The sequence below is a fragment of the Bradyrhizobium sp. S3.3.6 genome, assembly GCF_040546905.1.
GTDB lineage: Bacteria > Pseudomonadota > Alphaproteobacteria > Rhizobiales > Xanthobacteraceae > Bradyrhizobium > Bradyrhizobium cytisi.
Window position 1 is genome coordinate 132,347 of record NZ_JBEPOT010000009.1, and the last position, 20,275, is coordinate 152,621.

The following is a 20,275-nucleotide window of genomic DNA, read 5'->3' on the forward strand; positions in this document are numbered from 1 at the left end:
GATGCCCGGGACAAGCCCGGGCATGACGACCTTCTGGGTCACGTATTGATCACCGCCGCAGCACTGCGATCGTCCTATTTGCGAACGTCAGCCGCTCCGCCATCACCGACACGAAATAGGTCAGCAGCTTGTGGCTGAGCGCGGGGTCTTCTTCCCTGATCGCGTCGAACTGGTGGGTGTTCAGCACGTAGAGCACGCTGTCGACCTCGGCCTGGATGGTGGCGCTGCGCGGCGTCTGTGACACCATGCCCATCTCGCCGATCGTGGTGTAGCGCCCCAGGCTGCGCACGCGCGTGGTGCGGTCGTCGTCGGCGGGGATCATGATGCCGACGCGGCCGTCGAGGATGAAGTGCATGGAATCGGCGGGATCGCCGGCCTGCACGATAACCTCGCCGGCCTCGACCTCGATGCGCTGGCAGCGGCGGATCAGCTCGTCGGCGTCGTCCTCGCTGTCGAGAATGCCGGCGAACCAGTCGCGTAGGCTCGCTTCTTCCTGCGCCAGGCCCTGGTGCTGCGAGATCAGCTCGTTCTCACACCATTCCAGCGCGTGATCGAGCTCGCCGATGATGGTGACGCCTTCGCCGACGAAGTCGCTGGCGCGCAGCACCTTCTCGGCCGCCGCCGACAGATGCACCAGGATCAGCTCGACGCCGAGATCGCCTGCGCTGCGCTTGATCTGGGCAAAACTGTAGGCGGCGGAGGAGTCGACGCCGGTGACGAGCTTGAAGTCGAACAGCAGATAGCGGCACTCCGGGCGCTGCTGGAGCAATTGCTTGACGTGCTGGTAGAGCCGGTTGGCGGAGCCGAAGAACAGATAGCTCTGGAGGTTGAGCCCCTGGATCTTGCCGCCATGGGCCAGCAGCACCTCCTGGTCGTCGCGCGAGCGGTCGAGCGAGGAGCGATATTCGGAGCCGTCAAAACTGTACTTGATCGATTCGACCCTCGCCGCGCTGAAGGCGAAGGTCGCGCAGCCGATGATGACGCCGATCAGGATGCCCGGCACGAAACCCCAGGCCACGATGATGACGATAATGGCGACCAGCGACAGATATTCGAGCTTCGAGAGCCGCTTGCGCGACTCGATGATCCATTTGTGCAGCTGGTCGGCGCCGAGATAGAGCAGCAGGCCGCCGAGCACGAATTTCGGAATGAAGCCGAGCAGCTCTGGCGCAATCGCGAGCATTAGCAGCGACAGCGCCGAGGCGGTGAGGCCGGAGAGCCGGCCGCGGCCGCCGCTGGATAAATTGAGGATCGAGCGGCTGATCGAGCTGCAGCCGGTATAGCCGCCGAGCACGCCGCTAAGGATGTTGGCCGCGCCCGTGACGTTCAGCTCGCGCTCGAGATTGGCCTCGCGGTGCACGGCGACCTCGATGCCGGTGGTGTTGAACAGCGTGCTCGACGCGGTGACGAAGATGACTGCGACGAGATTGCCGAGCAGGTCCGGCACGGCAAACCAGGGATAGCGGGCGAGGTCGTCGGCGTGCCAGGGCAGCATGAATGCGGCCTGCGGCGGCGGCTGAAAGGTCCAGCCCATGCTACGTGCCTGGTCGAGCGAGACACCCGAGATCCAGAACGCCAGATGCGCCGTGAGCACGCCGCCGACCAGGATGATCGGCAGCCCGAACGGAGTCCGCGAGCGGTGCCAGGTCAGATACAGCACCAGCGCCATGGCGCAGGCGGCCCCGATTTCCAGCAGCGTGGTGCCGTTGGCGAAGCGCGGCAGCGTCGTGAGCTGCACCGGGTAACCGGTGATGACCCTGATCGCACCGAGGGCGATGAGAAGTCCGGTGGCGCCGAGAAAGCCGCCGACCACGGGATAGGGCACGTAGCGGATGGCGCGGCCCATCCGCGTCAGGCCCAGCCCGCACAGCACGATTCCCGTGAGCACCGTCGACAGGCCGAGCGTGATCAGGACCGGCGAGAGCAGCGGTGCCGACAGATTGGCCGCTTCGATATGCTCGACCAGCGAGGCCGCCAGAATTCCTGTTACGGCCGCGGTCGAGCTGTCGGGGGCGGCAATTGCGAAGGGCAGGGAGCTGCCGAGCCCGATCACGGCGGCAAGCACCGCGGAGCTGATGAAGGTCGCAGCGATGCCGTAGGACAGATAGGGCGAGAGCGGACCGGCGAAGATCAGCAGCGCATAGGACAGCCCGAACGTGAGGGTGAGGATGCTTGCAGCACCCCCGCCCAGCATATCATTCAGCGCACGCTTGACGGACGGACTGACCCCGGTGACCGGATCGAAGCCAATTGCAGGATCTGTCACGCCGTCACACTCGCTCATGAAAATACCCGCCCGGAGAGGTAGACGACTGCGAGCCTAGCGCAACAGAATTCTTGCAAGTATGAGATAGCCGACAGTTTTCGGGCATCCGGAGAGGATGCGGCCTACGGCGTGTGAATAGGCGATCATATGACGGCGGTGATGGAGCTAGGTTGACAGTGCTGGAGGGGCGCAGCAGCCCTTCCGCGTCGTTGCGAGCGTAGCGAAGCAATCCAGAGTCTCCTCGCGGCGGCAGTCTGGATTTGCTTCGTCGCAAGAGCTCCTCGCAATGACGGAGCTAAATCTTCAGCTCTCGTCCTGTCACCCGCCGATACGCTTCCAGATACCGCTTGCTGGTTGCATCCACCACGCTCGCGGGCAGCGGCGGTGGCGGGGCGTCGCCGTTCCAGCGGCCGGCGCGGCGCTCGACGTCGAGATAGTCGCGCAATGGCTGCTTGTCGAAGCTCGCTTGCGGCTGGCCGGGCTTGTAGGCGTCGACGGCCCAGAACCGCGAACTGTCCGGCGTCATGACTTCGTCGATCAGGATGATGCGGCCGTCCTTGTCGCGGCCGAACTCGAACTTGGTGTCGGCGATGATGATGCCCTGCTCGCGCGCCAGCTCTTCGCCGAGAGTGTAGATCGCGCGGGTCATGCTTTCGAGCGTGTAGGCGACCTCGTTGCCGACGACCTCACGCATTTTGGCGATGGTGATGTTCTCGTCATGGCCGGTCTCGGCCTTGGTTGCGGGGCTGAAGATCGAGGGCTCGAGCTTCTCGCTCTCGACCAGGCCGGCCTTCAGTTTTTCGCCCGCCAGCGTGCCGGAGCCGGCATATTCCTTCCAGGCCGAGCCGGAGAGATAGCCGCGGATCACGCATTCGATCGGGAACACGGTGGTGCGGCGGGACAGCATGGCGCGGCCGAGAATCTCGGCGCGATGGGCTTTAAGCGCCGGCACGGCTGCGATGATCTCGTCGGTGTCGGCGCTGATCATGTGATGCGGCACCACGCCTTCGAGCTTGTTGAACCAGAACGCGCTGATCTGGGTCAGCACCGCGCCCTTCATCGGGATGGTCTCGCCCATCACGACGTCGAAGGCGCTGATGCGGTCGGTGGTCAGCAGCAGCAGGCGGTCGTCGTCGACGGCGTAGATATCGCGCACCTTGCCACGCCCGATCTTGGTCAGGGGCAGGTCGCTGGAGAGCATCGTGGTCATCGCAAAGCTTTCGCAGACTTAGCTTTCAGGGCAGACTTGGCTTTTTGCAGACTTGGCTTTCAGGAAGCACATCCGGCCGCGCCCGACGGAAACCGGATTAGCCTATTCCGGCAGCGGAATGAACTCATGTTCCTGCGGAACCGCGGTGAAGCGGCCGGTTTTCCAGTCCTGCTTGGCCTGCTCGATCCGCTCCTTGCTGGAGGAGACGAAATTCCACCAGATGTGGCGCGGGCCCTCCAATGCATCGCCGCCGAGAAACATCATCCGCGTGGCCCTGAGCGCCTTCACGGTAATGCGGTCGCCGGGGCGGAAAATCAGCAGCCGTGGCCCTTCGTAGCGCTCGTTCGCGATCTCGACCTCGCCGTCAACCACGTAGATCGCGCGCTCCTCATGGTCGGGATCGAGCGGCACACTAGCACCCGCAACAGCCGTGACCTCGGTGTAGAACCAGGGCGAGACCATTTTCACCGGGGAGGCGATGCCGAAGGCGGATCCGGCGATCACCCGCGCGGTAAAATCGCGCTCGGAGATCATCGGCAGCTCGCCGGCCGCATAATGCTGAAACGTGGGATCGATCTCTTCGGAGCCGGCCGGCAGCGCGATCCAGCTTTGCAGGCCGAGCATCTGCTGACCCGAGGCGCGCTGCGCATCCGGCGTGCGCTCGGAATGCGCGATGCCGCGGCCTGCCGTCATCAAATTCATCGCACCCGGCGCGATCTCCTGCACATTGCCCTCGCTGTCGCGATGCATGATCGCGCCGTCGAACAGATAGGTGACGGTGGCAAGCCCGATATGCGGATGCGGCCGTACGTCCATGCCCTTGCCGGAGACGAACTGCACCGGGCCGAAATGATCGAAGAAGATGAACGGCCCGACCATCTGCCGCTTGCCATGCGGCAATGCGCGCCGCACCGCGAATCCATCGCCGAGATCGCGGGTGCGCGGCACGATGACGAGATCGAGCGCGTCGCAGGACATGGGATCGCCGAGCACGGGATCGTTGGAGGGTTGCCAGCTCATGGTGGACTCCTTTTGACTTTCTTGGACGCGATGGTAGCAGAATTTCGCATCGCCGTCGCGACAAAGGCTGTTCCACAAACTCGCTGTCATTCCCCGCGCCTCGGAGTACTGGTTCGCCCGCCTTCGCGGGCGATGACATCTGTAGATGAGGATGGTCCTTGAAAAAGCTGGCGCAACGAACGATGTTTGGCTGGTTTCAACCGCGCCCGATCGCATCGCCCGATGACACTTGCCGCAATCGATCTCGCCTTTCGCGCCGCCAGCGTTGCGTTGCTGCTGGTGCTAGCGGCGTCATTGCTCGCCGACTTCCGCAATGTGCTGGCCGCCCGCCTCGGCGCGGCCTTCGCGCTGGGCGCGGCCGCGCATGCTGTGAGCTATTCGTTGGATGTCACGTCGCGGATCCCGCTCTGGCATGCACCGTTGATCGCATTGTCGACCGGCACCATGGTGGTGTTCTGGCTGTTCACACGCTCCCTGTTCGACGACGAGTTTCGCCTCCGCTGGTGGCACGGATCGGTCTGGGCGCTGGTGACGGCCTTCAGCTTCGCGGGCTGCGTCTGGATTGCACCCAGTGGCCATGTGCGGTTCTCGGTGACGGTGGTCAATCTGATCGTGCTCGGATTCATTGCGCTTGCGATCGGGCAGACGATCGCCTCCTGGCCGGCCGACCTGGTCGAGCGCCGCCGCAGCGCTCGAGTCTTCATCGTCTGCGCAACCGCGCTCTATGGCGGGCTGAACGCGGTGCTCCAGATCGCCGTCGCCGGGCACCACGTCGGCGATGTCGCCGAAACCATCAATGCCGGGGTGCTCGCCTGCACCGTCGCGGCGATCGTCTATGCCATGATGCGGGTTGACGGGGCGGATCTGTTTCCGGCCGCGACGGAGCCCGCACCGCCGATTGTTTTCAGTCAGCCTGCGGCCGATGACGCCGCCGATCAAAAGCTCATCGACGCCCTGATGCGGCTGATGGCGGACGAGCGGGTCTATCGTCAGGAGAACATCACCATCGGCGCGCTGGCGGGCCGGTTGAAAATTCCGGAATACCGGCTGCGCCGGCTGATCAACCAGCGGCTCGGCTATCGCAACTTCAATGTGTTTCTGAACAATCACCGGATCGAGGAGGCCAAGGCCGCGCTCGCCGATCCCACCCAGGCTGAGGTTCCCGTCATCACCATCGCCATGGACGCCGGCTTCCAGTCGCTCGGTCCCTTCAATCGCGCCTTCAAGGCGGTCACGGGCGTGACGCCGACGGAGTATCGGCGGCTCAAGGTTGATGCGGTCTAGATTATTATCTCGTTGGAATCATATTAGAATTTCAAGTTCGGCTAGCGCCGGTCAGTTTCGACGAGGTCGTATTTCAAATCCGGCGAGCACGCTTCGCCCGCATCCGGCTCCTTCTCCGCCATTCGCCCCGAAGCCGGAGAAAGCCCGTGACCCGCTGCCGCAAGATCATCCTCGCTACCACCGCCACCGCCATCGCCTTTGCCGGCCTCGCCCTCGGCGCGGCGCGGGCCCGCGACGTGCCGAGGGTTGCCACCGGCTTCATCGCCGACACGCTCTGCTCGGAGACGTTCGTCTCCGGCCTCGATCCCATGCGCGACCTCGCCGAGACCACCGATGCGATGCCGGGTGCGGGTCTCCTGACCTGGGCGATGGATGTTCGGGTCGATCGCGCCCGCAAGGATGTCACCGTGACGTTGTTCGGCATCGGCCGCAGCCATGCGGTCTATCGCGAGGGGCTCGGCTGCACGCTCGAGCACGACCAGGGGCTCGTCGACGTCGCGGTGCCGCCTGACGACAAGCAGCCGGCGTTGCTCCCCGAGATCGCCGGTCCGGGACTGGTGCCGCCGCAAAGCCAGGGGCTATCCGCCGCGCTCGACCGCGCCTTCGCCGAGCCCGCGCAACCGCCTTATCGCCGCACCCGCGCGATCGTCGTCATGAAGGCCGGGCGCATCGTTGCCGAGCGCTATGCTGACGGTGTCGGGCCGGAGACGCAGCTGCTCGGCTTCTCCATGACGAAGTCGGTGATGTCGGCGCTGACAGGCATTCTCGTGCGCCAGGGCAAGTTGAAGCTCGACGGGCCCGCGCCGATCACCGCCTGGCAAAATCCGGACGATCCGCGGCATGTCATCACCGTCGATCAATTGCTGCGTCACACCGCAGGCATTGCGCTCGGAAGCTCGTTGGAGGCCTGGCTCGGCTCCGCGCTCGAGCCGGTTAATGCTATGAAATACGCCGAAGACGATATGGCCAGCTTTGCCGAGCGCGCGCCGCTCGCGACCGCGCCGGGCACAGTGTGGAATTATCATGACGGCAACACCATCATTCTCGCGCATCTGATCCGCAACGCCGCCGGCGGCAAGCCCGCGGATGCGCTTGCCTTCGCGCGCCGCGAATTGTTTGCCCCGCTCGGCATGAACAACGTCACGCTTCAGCTCGACGGTGCCGGCACGATCGAGGGCTCCGGTGAGATGCTGGCATCCGCGCGCGACTGGGCGCGCTTCGGCCAGCTCTATCTCAACGACGGCGTCGCTGGCGGCAAGCGCATCCTCCCCGAGGGCTGGGTGAACTATTCCGCGACTGCCACGCCAAACGCGTGGGTCGGCATCGGCGCCGGCTTCTGGACCAACCAGGGCGACAGCTTTGGCGCAAAGTTTCGAATCAAGCATGGCTGGCCGCGCGATGCCTTCTTCGCCAAGGGCACGATCGGGCAGTACACGATCGTGATCCCGTCAGAGCGGCTGGTGATCGTGCGCCTCGGCCGTTCGCCGAACGCGCCGCCAGAAGCCGATGGCGTGTTCGATCTGGTGCGGGACGTGGTGGCGACGACGCGCGAGAAAGGGAAGATGGCGGGCGCGAACTAGGCGGCTACTGCCGCCCCAGCTCCGTCGCCTTTGCCACGCGGTCGAACCGCTCCAGCGTCATGATCGCATCGGCGAATTTGTCGGCCCGCGCATTCAGCACGGGCCGCGCCAGCGTCAGGAATTTTTGCTGCATCGCCTGCGCATCCGGGAACGATGTCGGCTCTCCGGAAGGATCGGCGTAGAGGCGCTCGTGCACGCCGTCATCGGTGGTGATGCTGACGCGGGCGCCAAAGGGATGGGTGCGGCCGACCTCGAGCCGGTCGTCCTGCACCACGTCGAACTTGTCGGCGAGCGCGTCGATCGCGGCGTCGCCGAGACGGCTGTAATCGTCCCAGCCGAACGAGCCCTGGTCGAGCGCGAGCGCGCCGGTGAAGAACATCGAGAACTGGCCGCCGACGATCGAGGTGGGGTGCCGTTTGGTCGCGGCATCGCCGGTCAGGGTGATGCCGTTGCGGTGCAAGCCGATCTCGACGCGCTTGACCTGGTCGGGCGTCAGATTGTGCTCGCGCCGCATCGCGATCAGCGCGTCGATCGCCGCATGGGTGTAGCGGCAGCTCGGATACGGCTTGACGCCGATCTTCATGGTCTCGTAGGTCTTGCCGAGCCCGGCCACCGCCTTGTCGGGATGCGCATCGTCGGTGTAGCCGGCGAGCAGGCCGTGCTTGCCTTCGATCGATTCCGTCGCGCCGACGAAATCGTTGCGCGCCAGCGTCGCGGCGATCACGCCGTTCATCGCGGCGGCGCCGACCTGGTAGCGCTTGTTCCAGGCGCCATTCATCAGGAATTGCAGCGAGCCCGCTGCCTGGCTGCCGGCGACACCGAAGGCGGCGATGATCTGCGTCTCGGTGAGCCCGAACAGTTTTGCCGCCGCCGCGGCCGCGCCGTAGGTGCCGGCGGTCGCGGTCGGATGGAAGCCGCGCGCATAATGCGAGGTCGGGTCGAGCGCATTGCCGAGCCGGCAGCAGACCTCATAGCCCGCCACGATCGCCGTCAGCACGTCGCGGCCCGACGCGCCGACCATCTCGCCGACGGCGAAGGCGGCCGGAACCACCGGCGCGCTCGGATGCAGCGAGGAATCCGCATGCGTGTCGTCGAAATCGAGGGAATGGCCGAGCGCCCCGTTGAGCAGGGCCGCCACCGCCGGTGTCCAGGTCTTGCTGTCGCCGAACACGGTGGAAGAGCCCTTGGTGTCGAGCGCGAGCGCTTCCAGCATCTTCAAGATCGATGGGGTCGATTCCGCCTCGCTCCGCGCCCGGATGGCGCTGCCGAGGAAATCCAGCGTCAGCACCTTGGCGCGATCCAGCACCTCCGCCGGAATATCCGCGAATTTCAGGTCGGCGACGTAGGCGGCGAGCGTTGCGGTTTCGTGAGCCATCGTGTTTCCTCGTTTTGGCCGGCAAATTAGGCGGGCTGATTTTGCCTTTCAAGCGGCCTTGGAGCCGCGGGCATCAGCTATGCTTCTGGCTGGTCAACGAGGATCGGGACATTCGACGATGGCAGGCGCAAAGGAGCTGTTCGACCGCATCCGGTCGCGGCGGACGCAATTGGGGCTGGCGCTCCGGGTCACGGTGGCGGCGACCGCCGCCTATGCGATCGCGACCGCGCTGCATCTGTTGCTGCCGCTCTGGGCGGTGCTGACCTCGCTGATCGTGACCCAGATGAGCGTCGGCCGTTCGCTGAAGGCGACGCGCGACTACATGCTCGGCACCATCGGCGGCGCCATCTATGGCGGCGCCATCGCGATCACGATCCCCTATTCCAGCGAAGCCGGCCTGCTGGGGCTGCTGGTGCTGGCGGTCGCGCCGCTGGCCTTCATCGCGTCGATCTATCCGACCCTGAGCACCGCCACCGTGACCGCGGTGATCGTGCTGCTGGTCCCGACCATGCATCATGCCGATCCGCTGGCGTCGGCGATCGACCGCGTCAGCGAGGTTTCGGTCGGCGCCATCACCGGGCTGCTGGTCTCGTTCCTGCTGCTGCCGTCGCGCGCGGTGCGGCAGATCCGCGCCAGTGCAGCAAAGCTGCTCGAGTTGATCGCGGAGGCTTTCGCGGAGCTGCTCGCCGGCCTCACCCGCGGCCGCGACAACGACGCGCTGCACCGGATCCAGGACGGCATCGGCACCGCCATGGTCGGCATGAATGCGATCGGTGCGGAGGCTGAGCGCGAGCGTTCGGCGCGGCTGTCGAGCGGTCCCGACACCGGCCCGCTGCTGCGCACGATTCTGCGGCTGCGCCACGACGTGGTGATGATCGGCCGCGCCACCGTGGTGCCGCTGCCGGTCGAGGTGCAGGTCAGGCTCGCCGGACCGCTGGCGGAAGTCAGCGCGGCGTTCCTGCGCTTCCTCAAATCCGCGGCCGAAGCCTTGCGCGAGGGCGCCGGCGCGCCGCCGATCCATCCCGTGCACATCGCACTTCAGCACTATTCGGAAGCCGTCGCGGCCGTGCGCCAGGACGGGTTGATCCGCGGCCACGCGAGCGACACCGCGGAGCGCTTCTTCGCGCTCGGCTTCTCGCTGGAGCAGATGCACCAGAATCTCTGCGATCTCGACCGCGTCGTCGGCGAATGGTCGGAGGCCGCGGATGACAAGCCCGGGCGCGTAGCGGAATAGGGCGTGAACCCGCAAACGTCGGCTTTTGACGGCAACGCGTAATGAAGGAAGGAGAGAGCATGTTAGGGAACGCGAAGGTGGCAACCCGGCTGCCGGCCAAGGACCTGAACCGCGCGCGGGCGTTCTACTCCGAGAAGCTCGGGCTTGAGCCGGTTGAAGAACGTGCGGGCGGGCTTCGCTATGTCTGCGCGGGGAGCGAGTTTGCGCTGTTCGTCTCGGCCGGAACACAATCCGGCACGCACACGCAGATGGGATGGGAAGTCGAGGATATCGAGGCAACGGTGCGCGAGCTTCGCGCGCGGGGAGTCGAGTTCGAGGAGTACGACCTGCCCGGCTTGAAGACCGTCAATGGAATTGCAGAGATTGCCGGGAATTATCCCAGCAAGGGGGTTGGGGAGCGGGGCGTCTGGTTCCGCGATAGCGAAGGTAACTTGCTGGGGATCGGGCAGCCGGTGCGAACTTGACAAGCGGCTGTGTCGAGACAGCTGAAGGGACCGCCAAGGAGCAGAACAGCTCGACCGACGGCGTCATCGCTCCGGCTCCAAAATCCTCCCTTGCCGGCATCGACATTCGGGGCGACTTCGCGAACGGGTCTGATCATCCCGCGAGCTTGCGCGTCAGCATGCGGAATCGCAAGATCAAGAGGCCGGCATAGACGAACGATCCGATCGACAGTCCGATCCAGACGCCGACCGCACCGAGGCCGGCGTGGAAGGCCAGCGCCCAGGCAATCGGGAAGCCGACGCACCAATAGCCGATCGCCGCGAACACCAATGTCATCCTTGTGTCGTTGATGCCGCGCAGCGCACCGCCCATGATGGTCTGCAGCGCATCGGCGATGAAGAAGGTTGCGCCGACCAGCAAAAGTGTTGCGGTCAGCTCGACAGTCGGCGCGCTGGCCTCGCTGCTGCCGAGGAACAGCCGCCCCAGCTCATAGCGGCCGAGGATGATGGCAACGGTCAGGCCTGCGACGAACGTGATCCCGAGCACGGCTGCGACGAGGCCCGCGCGTCGGACGCCGGCCGGCTCGTTACGGCCATAGGCATGACCGACCCGCACCGTCGCGGCCATGCCGATGCCGAGCGGGACCATGAACAGCACGGCCGTGACCTGGAGCGCGATCTGGTGCGCGGCCAGCGCAGTGGTCGAGATCAGCCCCATCAAGAGCGCGGCCGAAGAGAACAGGCCGTATTCCAGCAGGAGGGATAACGAGATCGGCGCGCCGATCGCGACGAGCTGACGCATCAAGGGCCAGTCGATCCGCCACAGATGGGCCAGCGGATGATAGTCGGCGAACGGCTTGCGCCACGCCGCGATGGCGAGCGCCGCAATGAAGGTGCCGAGATTGACGAGCGTCGTCGCCAGTCCCGCCCCGAACAGGCCGAGCTCGGGCAGGCCGAACAGGCCATGGATCAGGCAGTAGACCAGCGCGAAATTCGCGGGGATCGCCGCGAGCGTGATCCACAGCGGCGCTTGCGGCCGGTTCACCGCGCTCATCATGCTGCGCAGCGCGATGAAGCCGAGTGCCGGCGCGATGCCCCAGGCAAGGCCATTCAGATAGCGCTGGGCGAGGTTCGCCGAATGCGGCGCCTGTCCGAGCGCAATCAGGATGCGCTCGCCATAGAGCGGCGAGGCCATCATCGGCAGCGAGATCAGCAGCGCGACCCAGAGGCCGACGCGCAAGGACAGGCGGATGCGCCTGACGTCGCCGGCGCCGAACGCCTGCGCGGCCAGCGGCGACACCGCGGCCATCAATCCCAGCCCGAAGGTGAAGCTGACGAAATAGACGGTGTGCGCAAGTGCCGCAGCGGCGACTGCATCCTCACCGAGCCTCCCGATCAGCGCGAGATCGCTGGTGATCATCGCGATCTGCCCGAGCTGCGTCAGCATCATCGGCACGGCCAGCCGCAACGTCTCGACGAACTCCTGCGCGAGATGGCTTTGCGCGCCGGCTTGCGGCGGCTGTTGTGGTTGGACGGTGTCGAGCATGGCGGCTCAATAGCACGGCCGCACGTCGAAAACATGGCCCCGAGAGCAACACGGTGAGAGGCTCGATCCGCTAGCTCGGTATCGTAGGGTGGGCAAAGGCGCACCAGCGCCGTGCCCACCATCCATCACAGATTTTCGAGAGAGATCGTGGGCACGCTTCGCTTTGCCCACCCTACGATACTGTCGTCGGGGAGGGTGCTCCCGCAAGGGCAGGAAAGAGCCTCACCCCATCCGCTCGGGCACGCGCCGGATCTTCGCGCCCAGCGCGTTCAGCCGTTCGTCGATGCGCTCATAGCCGCGCTCGATCTGGTCGGCGTTGTTGATGGTGGAGGTGCCCTCGGCACAGACGGCGGCGAGCAGCATCGCCATGCCGGCGCGGATGTCGGGCGAGCTCAGCGTCGCGCCGTGCAGCCGGCTCGGCCCCGCAATGATGGCGCGATGCGGATCGCATAGCACGATACGCGCGCCCATCCCGATCAGCTTGTCGACGAAGAACATCCGCGACTCGAACATCTTCTCGAACATCAGGATCACGCCTTCGCACTGCGTGGCGGTGACGATCGCGATCGACATCAGATCGGCCGGGAAGGCCGGCCAGGGCTGGTCCTCCAGCTTCGGCACGTGGCCGCCGAAATCGTCCTGGATCTTCAGCGTCTGGTTCGACGGCACGATGAGGTCGTCGCCCTCGATGCGGCAGACGATGCCGAGCCGCTCGAAACCCATGCGGATCGAGCGCAGATGCTCGACGCCGGCACGGACAATTCGCAGGGGCGAGCGCGTCACGGCGGCGAGACCGATCAGCGAGCCGACCTCGATATGGTCGGGCTGGATCCTGTAGGTCGCTTCCCCCAGCGTCGCCGGGCCATGAACGATCATGGTGTTGGTGCCGATGCCCTCGATCTTCGCTCCCAGCGCGACCAGGAAGTTGGCGAGGTCCTGCACATGCGGCTCGGAGGCGGCGTTGCGCAAATGGGTGACGCCGTCAGCCGCGACTGCGGCAACCAGCGCATTCTCGGTCGCGGTGACGCTCGGCTCGTCCAGGAACACGTCGGCGCCGGTGAGCTTTGGCGCGCGGAATTCCAGCCGGTCGGTCGCGGTGACCTTGGCGCCGAGTTGCTCCAACGCGAGCATATGGGTGTCGAGCCGGCGCCGGCCGATGATGTCGCCGCCGGGCGGCGGCAGCATCACCTCGCCACAGCGGGCGAGCAGGGGGCCTGCGAGCAGGATCGAGGCGCGGATGCGGACGCAGAGCTCGGGATCGAGATCGGCGGCGCGGATGCTCTTGGCGTGGATGTGAAGCGTGTTGCGGGCGGTCCATTCTGCGGCCGCGCCGACCGAGCGGACCAGCTCGACCAGGGTCTCGGTGTCGCGGATCCGCGGCACGTTCTCCAGCGTCACCGGATGCTCGGTGAGCAGTGCGGCCGCGATGATCGGCAGCGCCGAATTCTTGTTGCCGGCCGGCTCGATCGAGCCCGAGAGCCGGTGACCGCCCTCGACGATATATTGGATGGGCGCCACTTGGGTTCTCGCTTCCTGTTTCAGTTGGGCTGGGCCGCTATCATGGCGGAAACTATAGGGAATTGCCGCCAATATCAATTTTGTGCCCCGCCGTCTGCGGCTCATTTGTTGCGGAAATCGACCGGATGTTGCGCCCAGCAGGAGAACGGATTGGATCCGATGGCGCCCCGAGAGGGCAAAATAGAACGATGAGCCTCGCCCGGCATAGTTGACCGCGATCGGGTCAGGGGCCGGTCACGAGCTGAATCTTATGGCACCATCAACATTTATGAACCCCTCAACCTAAGCTTGCGTCACCTATACGCTTTGTAAGACAGGCATCGGGCAAGCTACGGAGAAGTTCGTACAGCAGGGGCTCCTCTAATGCGTTTCATGCGAAATGAGAGTGGTGCATCGGCGGTCGAATTCGCAATGCTGCTTCCGGTGTTCCTGACGATCATCTTCGGTATCGTGGTATTCGGATCCTATCTCACGATGGTCCACGGTGTTCAGCAACTCGCAGCCGAGGCGGCACGAACATCGATCGCCGGCTTGAATGACAGCGAGCGCAACAGCCTCGCCACTTCCTACGTCACGACGAACCTTGGAAGTTATCCTCTGCTGGACGCAACAAAGGTCAGCGTGACTGCAGCGCCATCGGGCGCGGACGCAAATATCTACATCGTAACGGTGCAGTACGACGCGTCTTCCGACTTCATATTTGCGCTTCCATTCACGCCACGCCTGCCATTTCCGATCACCCGGTCGGCAGTGATCCCATACGGAGGCTTTTGAGATGCGGCACAAATCGCTCATTGATCGCTTTCGTGCCGACATTTCGGGCAACTTCACGATCATGGGCGCGGGTTTGATGACGCTGGTCATCGGCTGCACCGCCCTTGCCGTCGACGTCGGCGCGATCTTCGCCGACAGGCGAAAGGCGCAGAGCGCGGCCGATCTTGCCGCGGTCGTCGCGGCGAGCAATCTCACCAATGCCTATAATGCGGCGGCCGCAACCGTCGTGAAGAACAATTTTCCTGCCAATTCGCTTGTCGCGGTGAACCTCGGCACCTACACGCCGAATTCGGCGGTGACGCCACAGGCCCGCTTTGTAACGCCAGCGACCGGCGCGGCGAACGCTGCGCGGGTCACCCTGAAAACTCAGACGCCGCTTTATTTCGCGCGCTACTTTACCGGCAGCAGCAACTTCACGATCAATACGACGGCGACGGCGTCCAGCACCGCTCTCGCGTCATTCGCAATCGGCTCGCGGCTGGCGTCGATCAATGGCGGCCTCTTGAACGCCATTCTTGGCGGCATGCTCGGCACCAGCCTCTCGCTATCTGCGATGGATTATCAGTCGCTGATCAATGCCAAGATCGATGCCTTCGATTTCCTGACGGCCCTTGCGACACGCGTGAACCTGACGGGGGTGACCTACGACAGCCTTTTGACGGGCAACGTCAAGATGTCCGATGCCATCGCAGCGGCGCTTGCTGCGCAACAGGCCGCCAACGGCGCAAGCTCGGCGACAATTGCCCTGTCGACTATTTCGCAAGCGGTATCGAGCCTCTCGAACAAGCTCAGCCTCGCCTCACTGATTGACCTGGGGCCATATAACGGCCTCACGGTGGGCCAGAAACCCAAAGTCGGCGTCAGCCTCTCGGTCTACAGCCTCGTCTCGGCGATTGCCGAAGTGGCCAACGGTACTCATCAAATCGCAACGTCAGTCAATCTAGGGCTTCCCGGCGTCTTGAACGCAAGCCTGGTTGTGACGATCGGGGAGAGACCGGTCGGATCGGGATGGGTCACGCTTGGGACACAGGGCGCGAGCGTGCATACTGCTCAAACCAGAATCCTGCTCACGGTCCAGGTCGGAGGAAGTGGTCTCGTCCCCGCTCTCAATCTTCCGATTTACATCGAGATCGCCCAGGGAACGGCAACGCTCGATGCCATCTCCTGCAGCCATCCGGACGTCAGCAATTCGACGGTCAATCTCGGCGTGACGCCCGGCATTGTCGATGCCTGGATCGGCAATGTTTCCATGGCTGACATGACGAACTTCACCAGCAAGCCCAATCCTCCGCCAGCCGTGCTGGTTGGCGTAGGCGGGCTGAACGTATCCGGCCGTGCGCACGCGGCGATGGGGAATACGTCGGCGACGCCGGTGACCTTCACTTATGTCGACATCCAGTCTCAGCTGGCGAAGACGGTCTCGACCCAGAACTTTGCGTCGTCCTTGACGTCGAGCCTGTTGGGCGACCTGTCGCTCAGCATCAACGGCGCAGGCCTTCCGATCCCGGGTTTGACGTCGACGGTGGCCGGGATCCTGTCGGGGGCGACTACGTCGATCGATCAGCTCATCGCCTCGACCCTGTCAACGCTTGGTGTGCGAGTCGGCCAGGCCGACGTCTGGGTCACGGGCGTCCGCTGTGACGGCGCAGTGCTCGTCAATTAGACGTGAGCCGCTGGACTGTGCGTAACCTGCTGAACCGGATCAGGCGCATAGGTGCGCCGGATTCTAGCGGAAGCTCAATCGAATCTCTCAATGTCGTCTCCGGTGACGTTGCGACCGCGATGACAGCGATCCGATCTGCCATCGGACACGTCAGTGAGTATGTCGCGAATACCACCGCGGTGGTCGAGGAACAGAGCGCGGCCACCAACGACATTGCCTCGAGCATGCAGCGCGCTGCGGCGGAACTGGCGTGAGGGTTCGCAATCCGGCGGCAACTTGTGTGAGTGAACCAGGTAAGATCAGCCGACGGGAGTTCGAGCAAAGCCAAGCGTCTGCGCTGCACGGGAGACACTGTTTGAACGGGGGTACGACAGGGTAGCAGTCTCGAATTGGATCGGCGGGAACTTGCCAAGCTCAAGATTGAAACTTAGGATAGAGCGCGCAAGGAAGCTTGCGATGTTTCTAAACCGACGTTTGCAACGTATTCAACCATTGGGCAGATCGCGTTTGGCTCGGTTGCGCTCCTGACGCGCGAGCTCATAAAGCTCAAAGCGGTTACCGACGGCTGCTTTGATATGCATTTTGCGCGTCGGCGCATGTGTCGCAGCATGGGATAATGACGGATTGGACGAGCTATGCGCTGTCGTGTCCGACGCCGGCGCTTTGTCCGCGAAAAAGATTTTCCCTTGATCGTAATCAACCAGGACCGCTGTTTAGTCGATCAGTCCCTTGGCGATGATCAAGCGCACGCTGGTGGGGAGAATGTCAAGCAAGAACGGTACCATTATCCCGATTGAGATTATGCGCACGGTTGTCGCAATCACAGAGCTTGGCAGCCTGAGCAAGGCTGGCGAGCGTCTTGGGCTCTCGCAACCGGCTGTCAGCTCTCAGGTAAAGCGTTTGCAGAATCTGATCGGAGGTGCAGTTTTCCAGAAGAGCTCGAGTGGCGCAACGCCGACGGAGCTGGGCAAGCTAGTCTTGATTCAAGCTCGTAAGATTCTGGATGCCAACGACCAGGTGCTGCAACTCGGGGGCAAGGAAGGTGGGCCGACTGCGCTGCGGCTCGGCCTTAGCACCGCGTTCGTTGAACGCTTCATGCACGACAGGCCTCCGGATGCGCTATCCAATATATTCGTCCATGCTGATCATTCGAGCGCGATCAGGAAAGGCCTTTTGGAAGGTTACATTGACATCGCCTGCGTTTTTGCGCCGGACTCGGACCACGAATTCAGGGACACGATTGTCCACCAGTTCAGCGTGCCGCTGGTCTGGATTCGTGCAAATGGCTTTGTCATCAGACCGGGCGACCCAATCCCGTTGGTGACCCTCCCTGAAGACGACTACATGATCCGTCCGCTCGTAAAGGCAGGGCTCTCGTATCGGATTGTATTTTATAGTCCGGATTATCAGGCGCGCATGACGGCAGTGAGAGCCGGGATAGGGCTGGGAGCCGTTCCTTTATCGATCGCGCCTGGCGATCTGGTAGAGGCGAAAGAGTATTATTTGCCGCCATTACCGGCCCTCAACGCCTATGTTTGCTCGCGAGCGGGACTTGAGCGGAACGATGCCACGGAGCTCCTGCGCAGTCTTTCAACGACGTTTGCGAACCCGCCGATATCGGTACCCCTCGGGCTGAAATAGGGTGCTGATGGGCCGTTCAACTCCGGCACGGCAGCCGAGACTGTCCAGCATGTCGCCGCAAAACGTGATCTCATCCCGAAGAGCCAAGGCCGGCGTCTCGAAGATCGGGCGCACGGACACTGTGGACCATGTTCTGTTGCAGTCGTGAGCGGCAGGCTTCCCAAGCGCGCAACCGGTCCTAGATATCGATCGTCGCGCTCAGCGAATGTTCCTGGATGAAATCGCGGCGCGGTTCGACCACGTCGCCCATCAGCTTGGTGAAGATGTCGTCGGCCTCGTCGACCTCCTTGACCTTCACCTGCAGCAGCGAGCGCGCATTGATATCCAGCGTTGTTTCCCAGAGCTGCTCCGGGTTCATCTCGCCCAGCCCTTTGTAGCGCTGCAGCGTGACGCCCTTGCGGCCGGCGTCGGTGACCGCCTCGAACAGGTCGACCGGGCCGTAGACCATGTGCTCGACGTCCTTGCGCCGCAGCTTGCCGGGGCGGGCATAAACGTCCTGAAGCTTCACGGTGTATTCGTCGAGCTTGCGGGCTTCGACCGAGCCCAGGAAGGCGTCGTCGATGACGGCGGCTTCCCTGACGCCGCGCACCGTGCGCTCGAACTGGAAACCCTGACCTTCGACGTACTGGCCGAGCCAGCCGCGCTCGACCTCCTCGGACTGATTGTCCAGGCGGCCGGCGATGTATTGCGCGGCTGCGGCAGCCTTCTCGGGATCGCCGTAGATCGCCTTGTTCAGCACGCCGGTAATCGCGGCCTGCTCGATCACCTTGCGATTGTAGCGGCTGTGCAAATTGCGGAGGACGCTGCGGACAGTCCGGGCATCGTCGACCAGCGAACGCAGGTCGCGGCCGGTGCGGTCGCCGCCGACGCCGGGAATGAACACGCAGTCGTCGAGGCCGGTGTCGATCAGATAATCTTCGAGCGCCCGCTCGTCCTTCAGATATTGCTCGGATTTGCCGCGGCTAACCTTATAGAGCGGCGGCTGGGCGATATAGAGGTAACCGCCGTCGATGATGTCGCGCATCTGCCGGTAGAAGAAGGTCAGCAGCAGGGTGCGGATGTGGGCGCCGTCGACGTCGGCGTCCGTCATCACGATGATCTTGTGATAGCGCAGCTTCTCGATCGAGAACTCGTCGCTGATGCCGGTGCCGAGCGCGGTGATCAGCGTGCCGATCTGCTCGCTGTGCAGCATCTTGTCGGGACGCACGCGTTCCACGTTGAGGATCTTGCCGCGCAGCGGCAGCACCGCCTGGAATTCGCGGTTGCGGCCCTGCTTGGCGCTGCCGCCTGCCGAGTCGCCCTCGACGATGAAGAGCTCGGATTTCGCCGGATCCTTTTCCTGGCAGTCGGCGAGCTTGCCGGGCAGCGAGGAGACCGAGAGCGGGCTCTTGCGGGTCAGCTCGCGCGCTTTTCGCGCGGCTTCGCGGGCGGCGGCGGCCTGGATCACCTTGCCGACGATCATCTTGGCTTCAGACGGATGCTCCTCGAACCAGGCCTGGAGCGCCTCGTTGAGCACGTTCTCGACCACGGGACGCACTTCCGAGGACACCAGCTTATCCTTGGTCTGCGACGAAAACTTCGGGTCCGGCACCTTCACCGACAGCACGGCGGTGAGGCCTTCACGGCAATCGTCGCCGGTCAGCGCGATCTTTTCCTTCTTCGCATTGGCCTCAGCATAGCCGTTGACCTGGCGCGTCAGTGCGCCGCGGAAGCCGGCGAGATGGGTGCCGCCGTCACGCTGCGGGATGTTGTTGGTGAAGCACAGCACGTTCTCATGGTAGCTGTCGTTCCACCACAATGCGGCCTCGACGCCGATGCCGTTGGCCTCCGCGCGCACCATGATCGGTGCCGGCACGATCGCCTTCTTGTTGCGGTCGAGATATTTGACGAATTCCTCGACGCCGCCGGAATAGTGCATCTCCTCACGCTTCTCGACCGCGTGACGCATGTCGGAAAGTGCGATGTTGACGCCGGAATTGAGGAAGGCGAGCTCGCGCAACCGGTGCTCGAGCGTGGCGAAATCATACTCGATGTTTTTGAAGGTGTTGGGGGAGGCCTGGAACGTCACCTCGGTGCCGCGCTTGCCGGGCGCATCGCCGACGACGGCCAGCGGTGCCACCGCGTCGCCATGGGCGAACTCGATGTAGTGCTCCTTGTTGTCGCGCCAGATGCGCAAGCCGAGCTTGCTCGACAGCGCGTTGACGACGGAGACGCCGACGCCATGCAGGCCGCCGGAGACCTTGTAGGAGTTCTGGTCGAATTTTCCGCCGGCGTGCAGCTGGGTCATGATGACCTCGGCCGCGGAGATGCCTTCGCCCTTGTGGATGTCTACGGGAATGCCGCGGCCGTCGTCGCGCACGGTGACGGAATTGTCGGCATTGAGCACGACGTCGACGCGCGAGGCGTGGCCCGCCAACGCTTCGTCGATCGCGTTGTCGACGACCTCGTACACCATGTGGTGCAGGCCCGAGCCGTCATCGGTGTCGCCGATATACATGCCGGGGCGCTTGCGGACGGCGTCGAGCCCCTTGAGCACGCGGATCGATTCCGCCCCGTAATCGCTTGGATTTGAGAGCTCGTTTTCGGCAGGCGTCTGCCGAGCAGGTTCTGTCATGAGAGGCCTTCGAGATGTCGCCCGAATCAGCCGCGCAAAAGGCGCTGATTTGCAGGCTATTTGTGCCATGAAAGACCAATTGCGCCTAGCGCAAAGTATCCTGTGGC

15 protein-coding genes are annotated in these 20,275 nt (G+C 64.0%); 8 read left to right on the top strand and 7 right to left on the bottom strand.

The features are described 5' to 3' along the window. Positions 1–49: 49 nt before the first annotated feature. The 3 genes from ABID59_RS24795 to ABID59_RS24805 all read right to left on the bottom strand — a co-directional run bounded on the left by ABID59_RS24795 (position 50) and on the right by ABID59_RS24805 (position 4,496). On the bottom strand, positions 50–2,266 hold the full coding sequence (locus ABID59_RS24795; RefSeq protein WP_354085120.1) for an SLC26A/SulP transporter family protein: 2,217 nt from the start codon (positions 2,264–2,266) through the stop codon (positions 50–52). 295 nt (positions 2,267–2,561) lie between these two features. Continuing rightward, entirely contained in the window at positions 2,562–3,476 is a 915-nt protein-coding gene (locus ABID59_RS24800) for a phosphoribosylaminoimidazolesuccinocarboxamide synthase (protein ID WP_354031338.1), read from the bottom strand. Between the two features lie 102 nt (positions 3,477–3,578). Continuing rightward, positions 3,579–4,496 (bottom strand): pirin family protein, encoded by a 918-nt coding sequence (locus ABID59_RS24805; RefSeq protein ID WP_148750960.1) that lies wholly within the window; start codon positions 4,494–4,496, stop codon positions 3,579–3,581. Positions 4,497–4,718: 222 nt separating this feature from the next. Here ABID59_RS24805 and ABID59_RS24810 point away from each other — a divergent pair, with 222 nt between their 5' ends. Together ABID59_RS24810 and ABID59_RS24815 are read left to right on the top strand one after the other, a co-directional pair. Then, positions 4,719–5,780: a helix-turn-helix domain-containing protein gene (locus ABID59_RS24810; protein WP_354031340.1), complete on the top strand. Its 1,062-nt coding sequence runs from the start codon at positions 4,719–4,721 to the stop codon at positions 5,778–5,780. 146 nt (positions 5,781–5,926) lie between these two features. Beyond that, positions 5,927–7,360 carry a serine hydrolase domain-containing protein gene (locus ABID59_RS24815; protein WP_354085121.1) on the top strand — a complete coding sequence of 478 codons (1,434 nt, stop codon included), beginning with the start codon at positions 5,927–5,929 and terminating at the stop codon, positions 7,358–7,360. 4 nt (positions 7,361–7,364) lie between these two features. Here the strand turns inward: ABID59_RS24815 and ABID59_RS24820 are convergent, their stop codons facing one another. Further along, on the bottom strand, positions 7,365–8,735 hold the full coding sequence (locus tag ABID59_RS24820; RefSeq protein ID WP_354085122.1) for an MmgE/PrpD family protein: 1,371 nt from the start codon (positions 8,733–8,735) through the stop codon (positions 7,365–7,367). Between the two features lie 118 nt (positions 8,736–8,853). On the opposite strand from ABID59_RS24820, the gene ABID59_RS24825 reads away from it, so the two are divergent. Further along, positions 8,854–9,969 carry an FUSC family protein gene (locus ABID59_RS24825; protein WP_354085123.1) on the top strand — a complete coding sequence of 372 codons (1,116 nt, stop codon included), beginning with the start codon at positions 8,854–8,856 and terminating at the stop codon, positions 9,967–9,969. A 59-nt stretch (positions 9,970–10,028) separates the two neighbouring features. Continuing rightward, on the top strand, positions 10,029–10,433 hold the full coding sequence (locus ABID59_RS24830) for a VOC family protein (protein ID WP_354085124.1): 405 nt from the start codon (positions 10,029–10,031) through the stop codon (positions 10,431–10,433). A gap of 133 nt (positions 10,434–10,566) precedes the next feature. Here ABID59_RS24830 and ABID59_RS24835 read toward each other — a convergent pair whose 3' ends face one another. Both ABID59_RS24835 and murA read right to left on the bottom strand, forming a co-directional pair. Then, positions 10,567–11,958 (bottom strand): MATE family efflux transporter, encoded by a 1,392-nt coding sequence (locus tag ABID59_RS24835; protein ID WP_354085125.1) that lies wholly within the window; start codon positions 11,956–11,958, stop codon positions 10,567–10,569. 222 nt (positions 11,959–12,180) lie between these two features. After that, positions 12,181–13,476 carry a UDP-N-acetylglucosamine 1-carboxyvinyltransferase gene (gene murA, locus ABID59_RS24840; protein WP_354085126.1) on the bottom strand — a complete coding sequence of 432 codons (1,296 nt, stop codon included), beginning with the start codon at positions 13,474–13,476 and terminating at the stop codon, positions 12,181–12,183. Positions 13,477–13,839: 363 nt separating this feature from the next. Here murA and ABID59_RS24845 point away from each other — a divergent pair, with 363 nt between their 5' ends. From ABID59_RS24845 to ABID59_RS24860, 4 genes are all read left to right on the top strand, one after another. Then, positions 13,840–14,250, top strand: a complete 411-nt coding sequence (locus tag ABID59_RS24845) for a TadE/TadG family type IV pilus assembly protein (protein ID WP_354085127.1) — start codon at positions 13,840–13,842, stop codon at positions 14,248–14,250. Position 14,251: 1 nt separating this feature from the next. Further along, positions 14,252–15,913 (top strand): pilus assembly protein TadG-related protein, encoded by a 1,662-nt coding sequence (locus ABID59_RS24850; protein WP_354085128.1) that lies wholly within the window; start codon positions 14,252–14,254, stop codon positions 15,911–15,913. Positions 15,914–16,032: 119 nt separating this feature from the next. Further along, the gene (locus ABID59_RS24855; RefSeq protein WP_354085129.1) at positions 16,033–16,167 is read left to right on the top strand and encodes a hypothetical protein; all 135 of its coding nucleotides are present in this window, start codon (positions 16,033–16,035) and stop codon (positions 16,165–16,167) included. A gap of 481 nt (positions 16,168–16,648) precedes the next feature. Then, positions 16,649–17,554, top strand: a complete 906-nt coding sequence (locus ABID59_RS24860; RefSeq protein WP_354031666.1) for a LysR family transcriptional regulator — start codon at positions 16,649–16,651, stop codon at positions 17,552–17,554. A 178-nt stretch (positions 17,555–17,732) separates the two neighbouring features. On the opposite strand, the gene gyrB is transcribed toward ABID59_RS24860, so the two are convergent. Further along, positions 17,733–20,168 (bottom strand): DNA topoisomerase (ATP-hydrolyzing) subunit B, encoded by a 2,436-nt coding sequence (gene gyrB / locus ABID59_RS24865; RefSeq protein ID WP_148750899.1) that lies wholly within the window; start codon positions 20,166–20,168, stop codon positions 17,733–17,735. Positions 20,169–20,275: the final 107 nt, after the last annotated feature.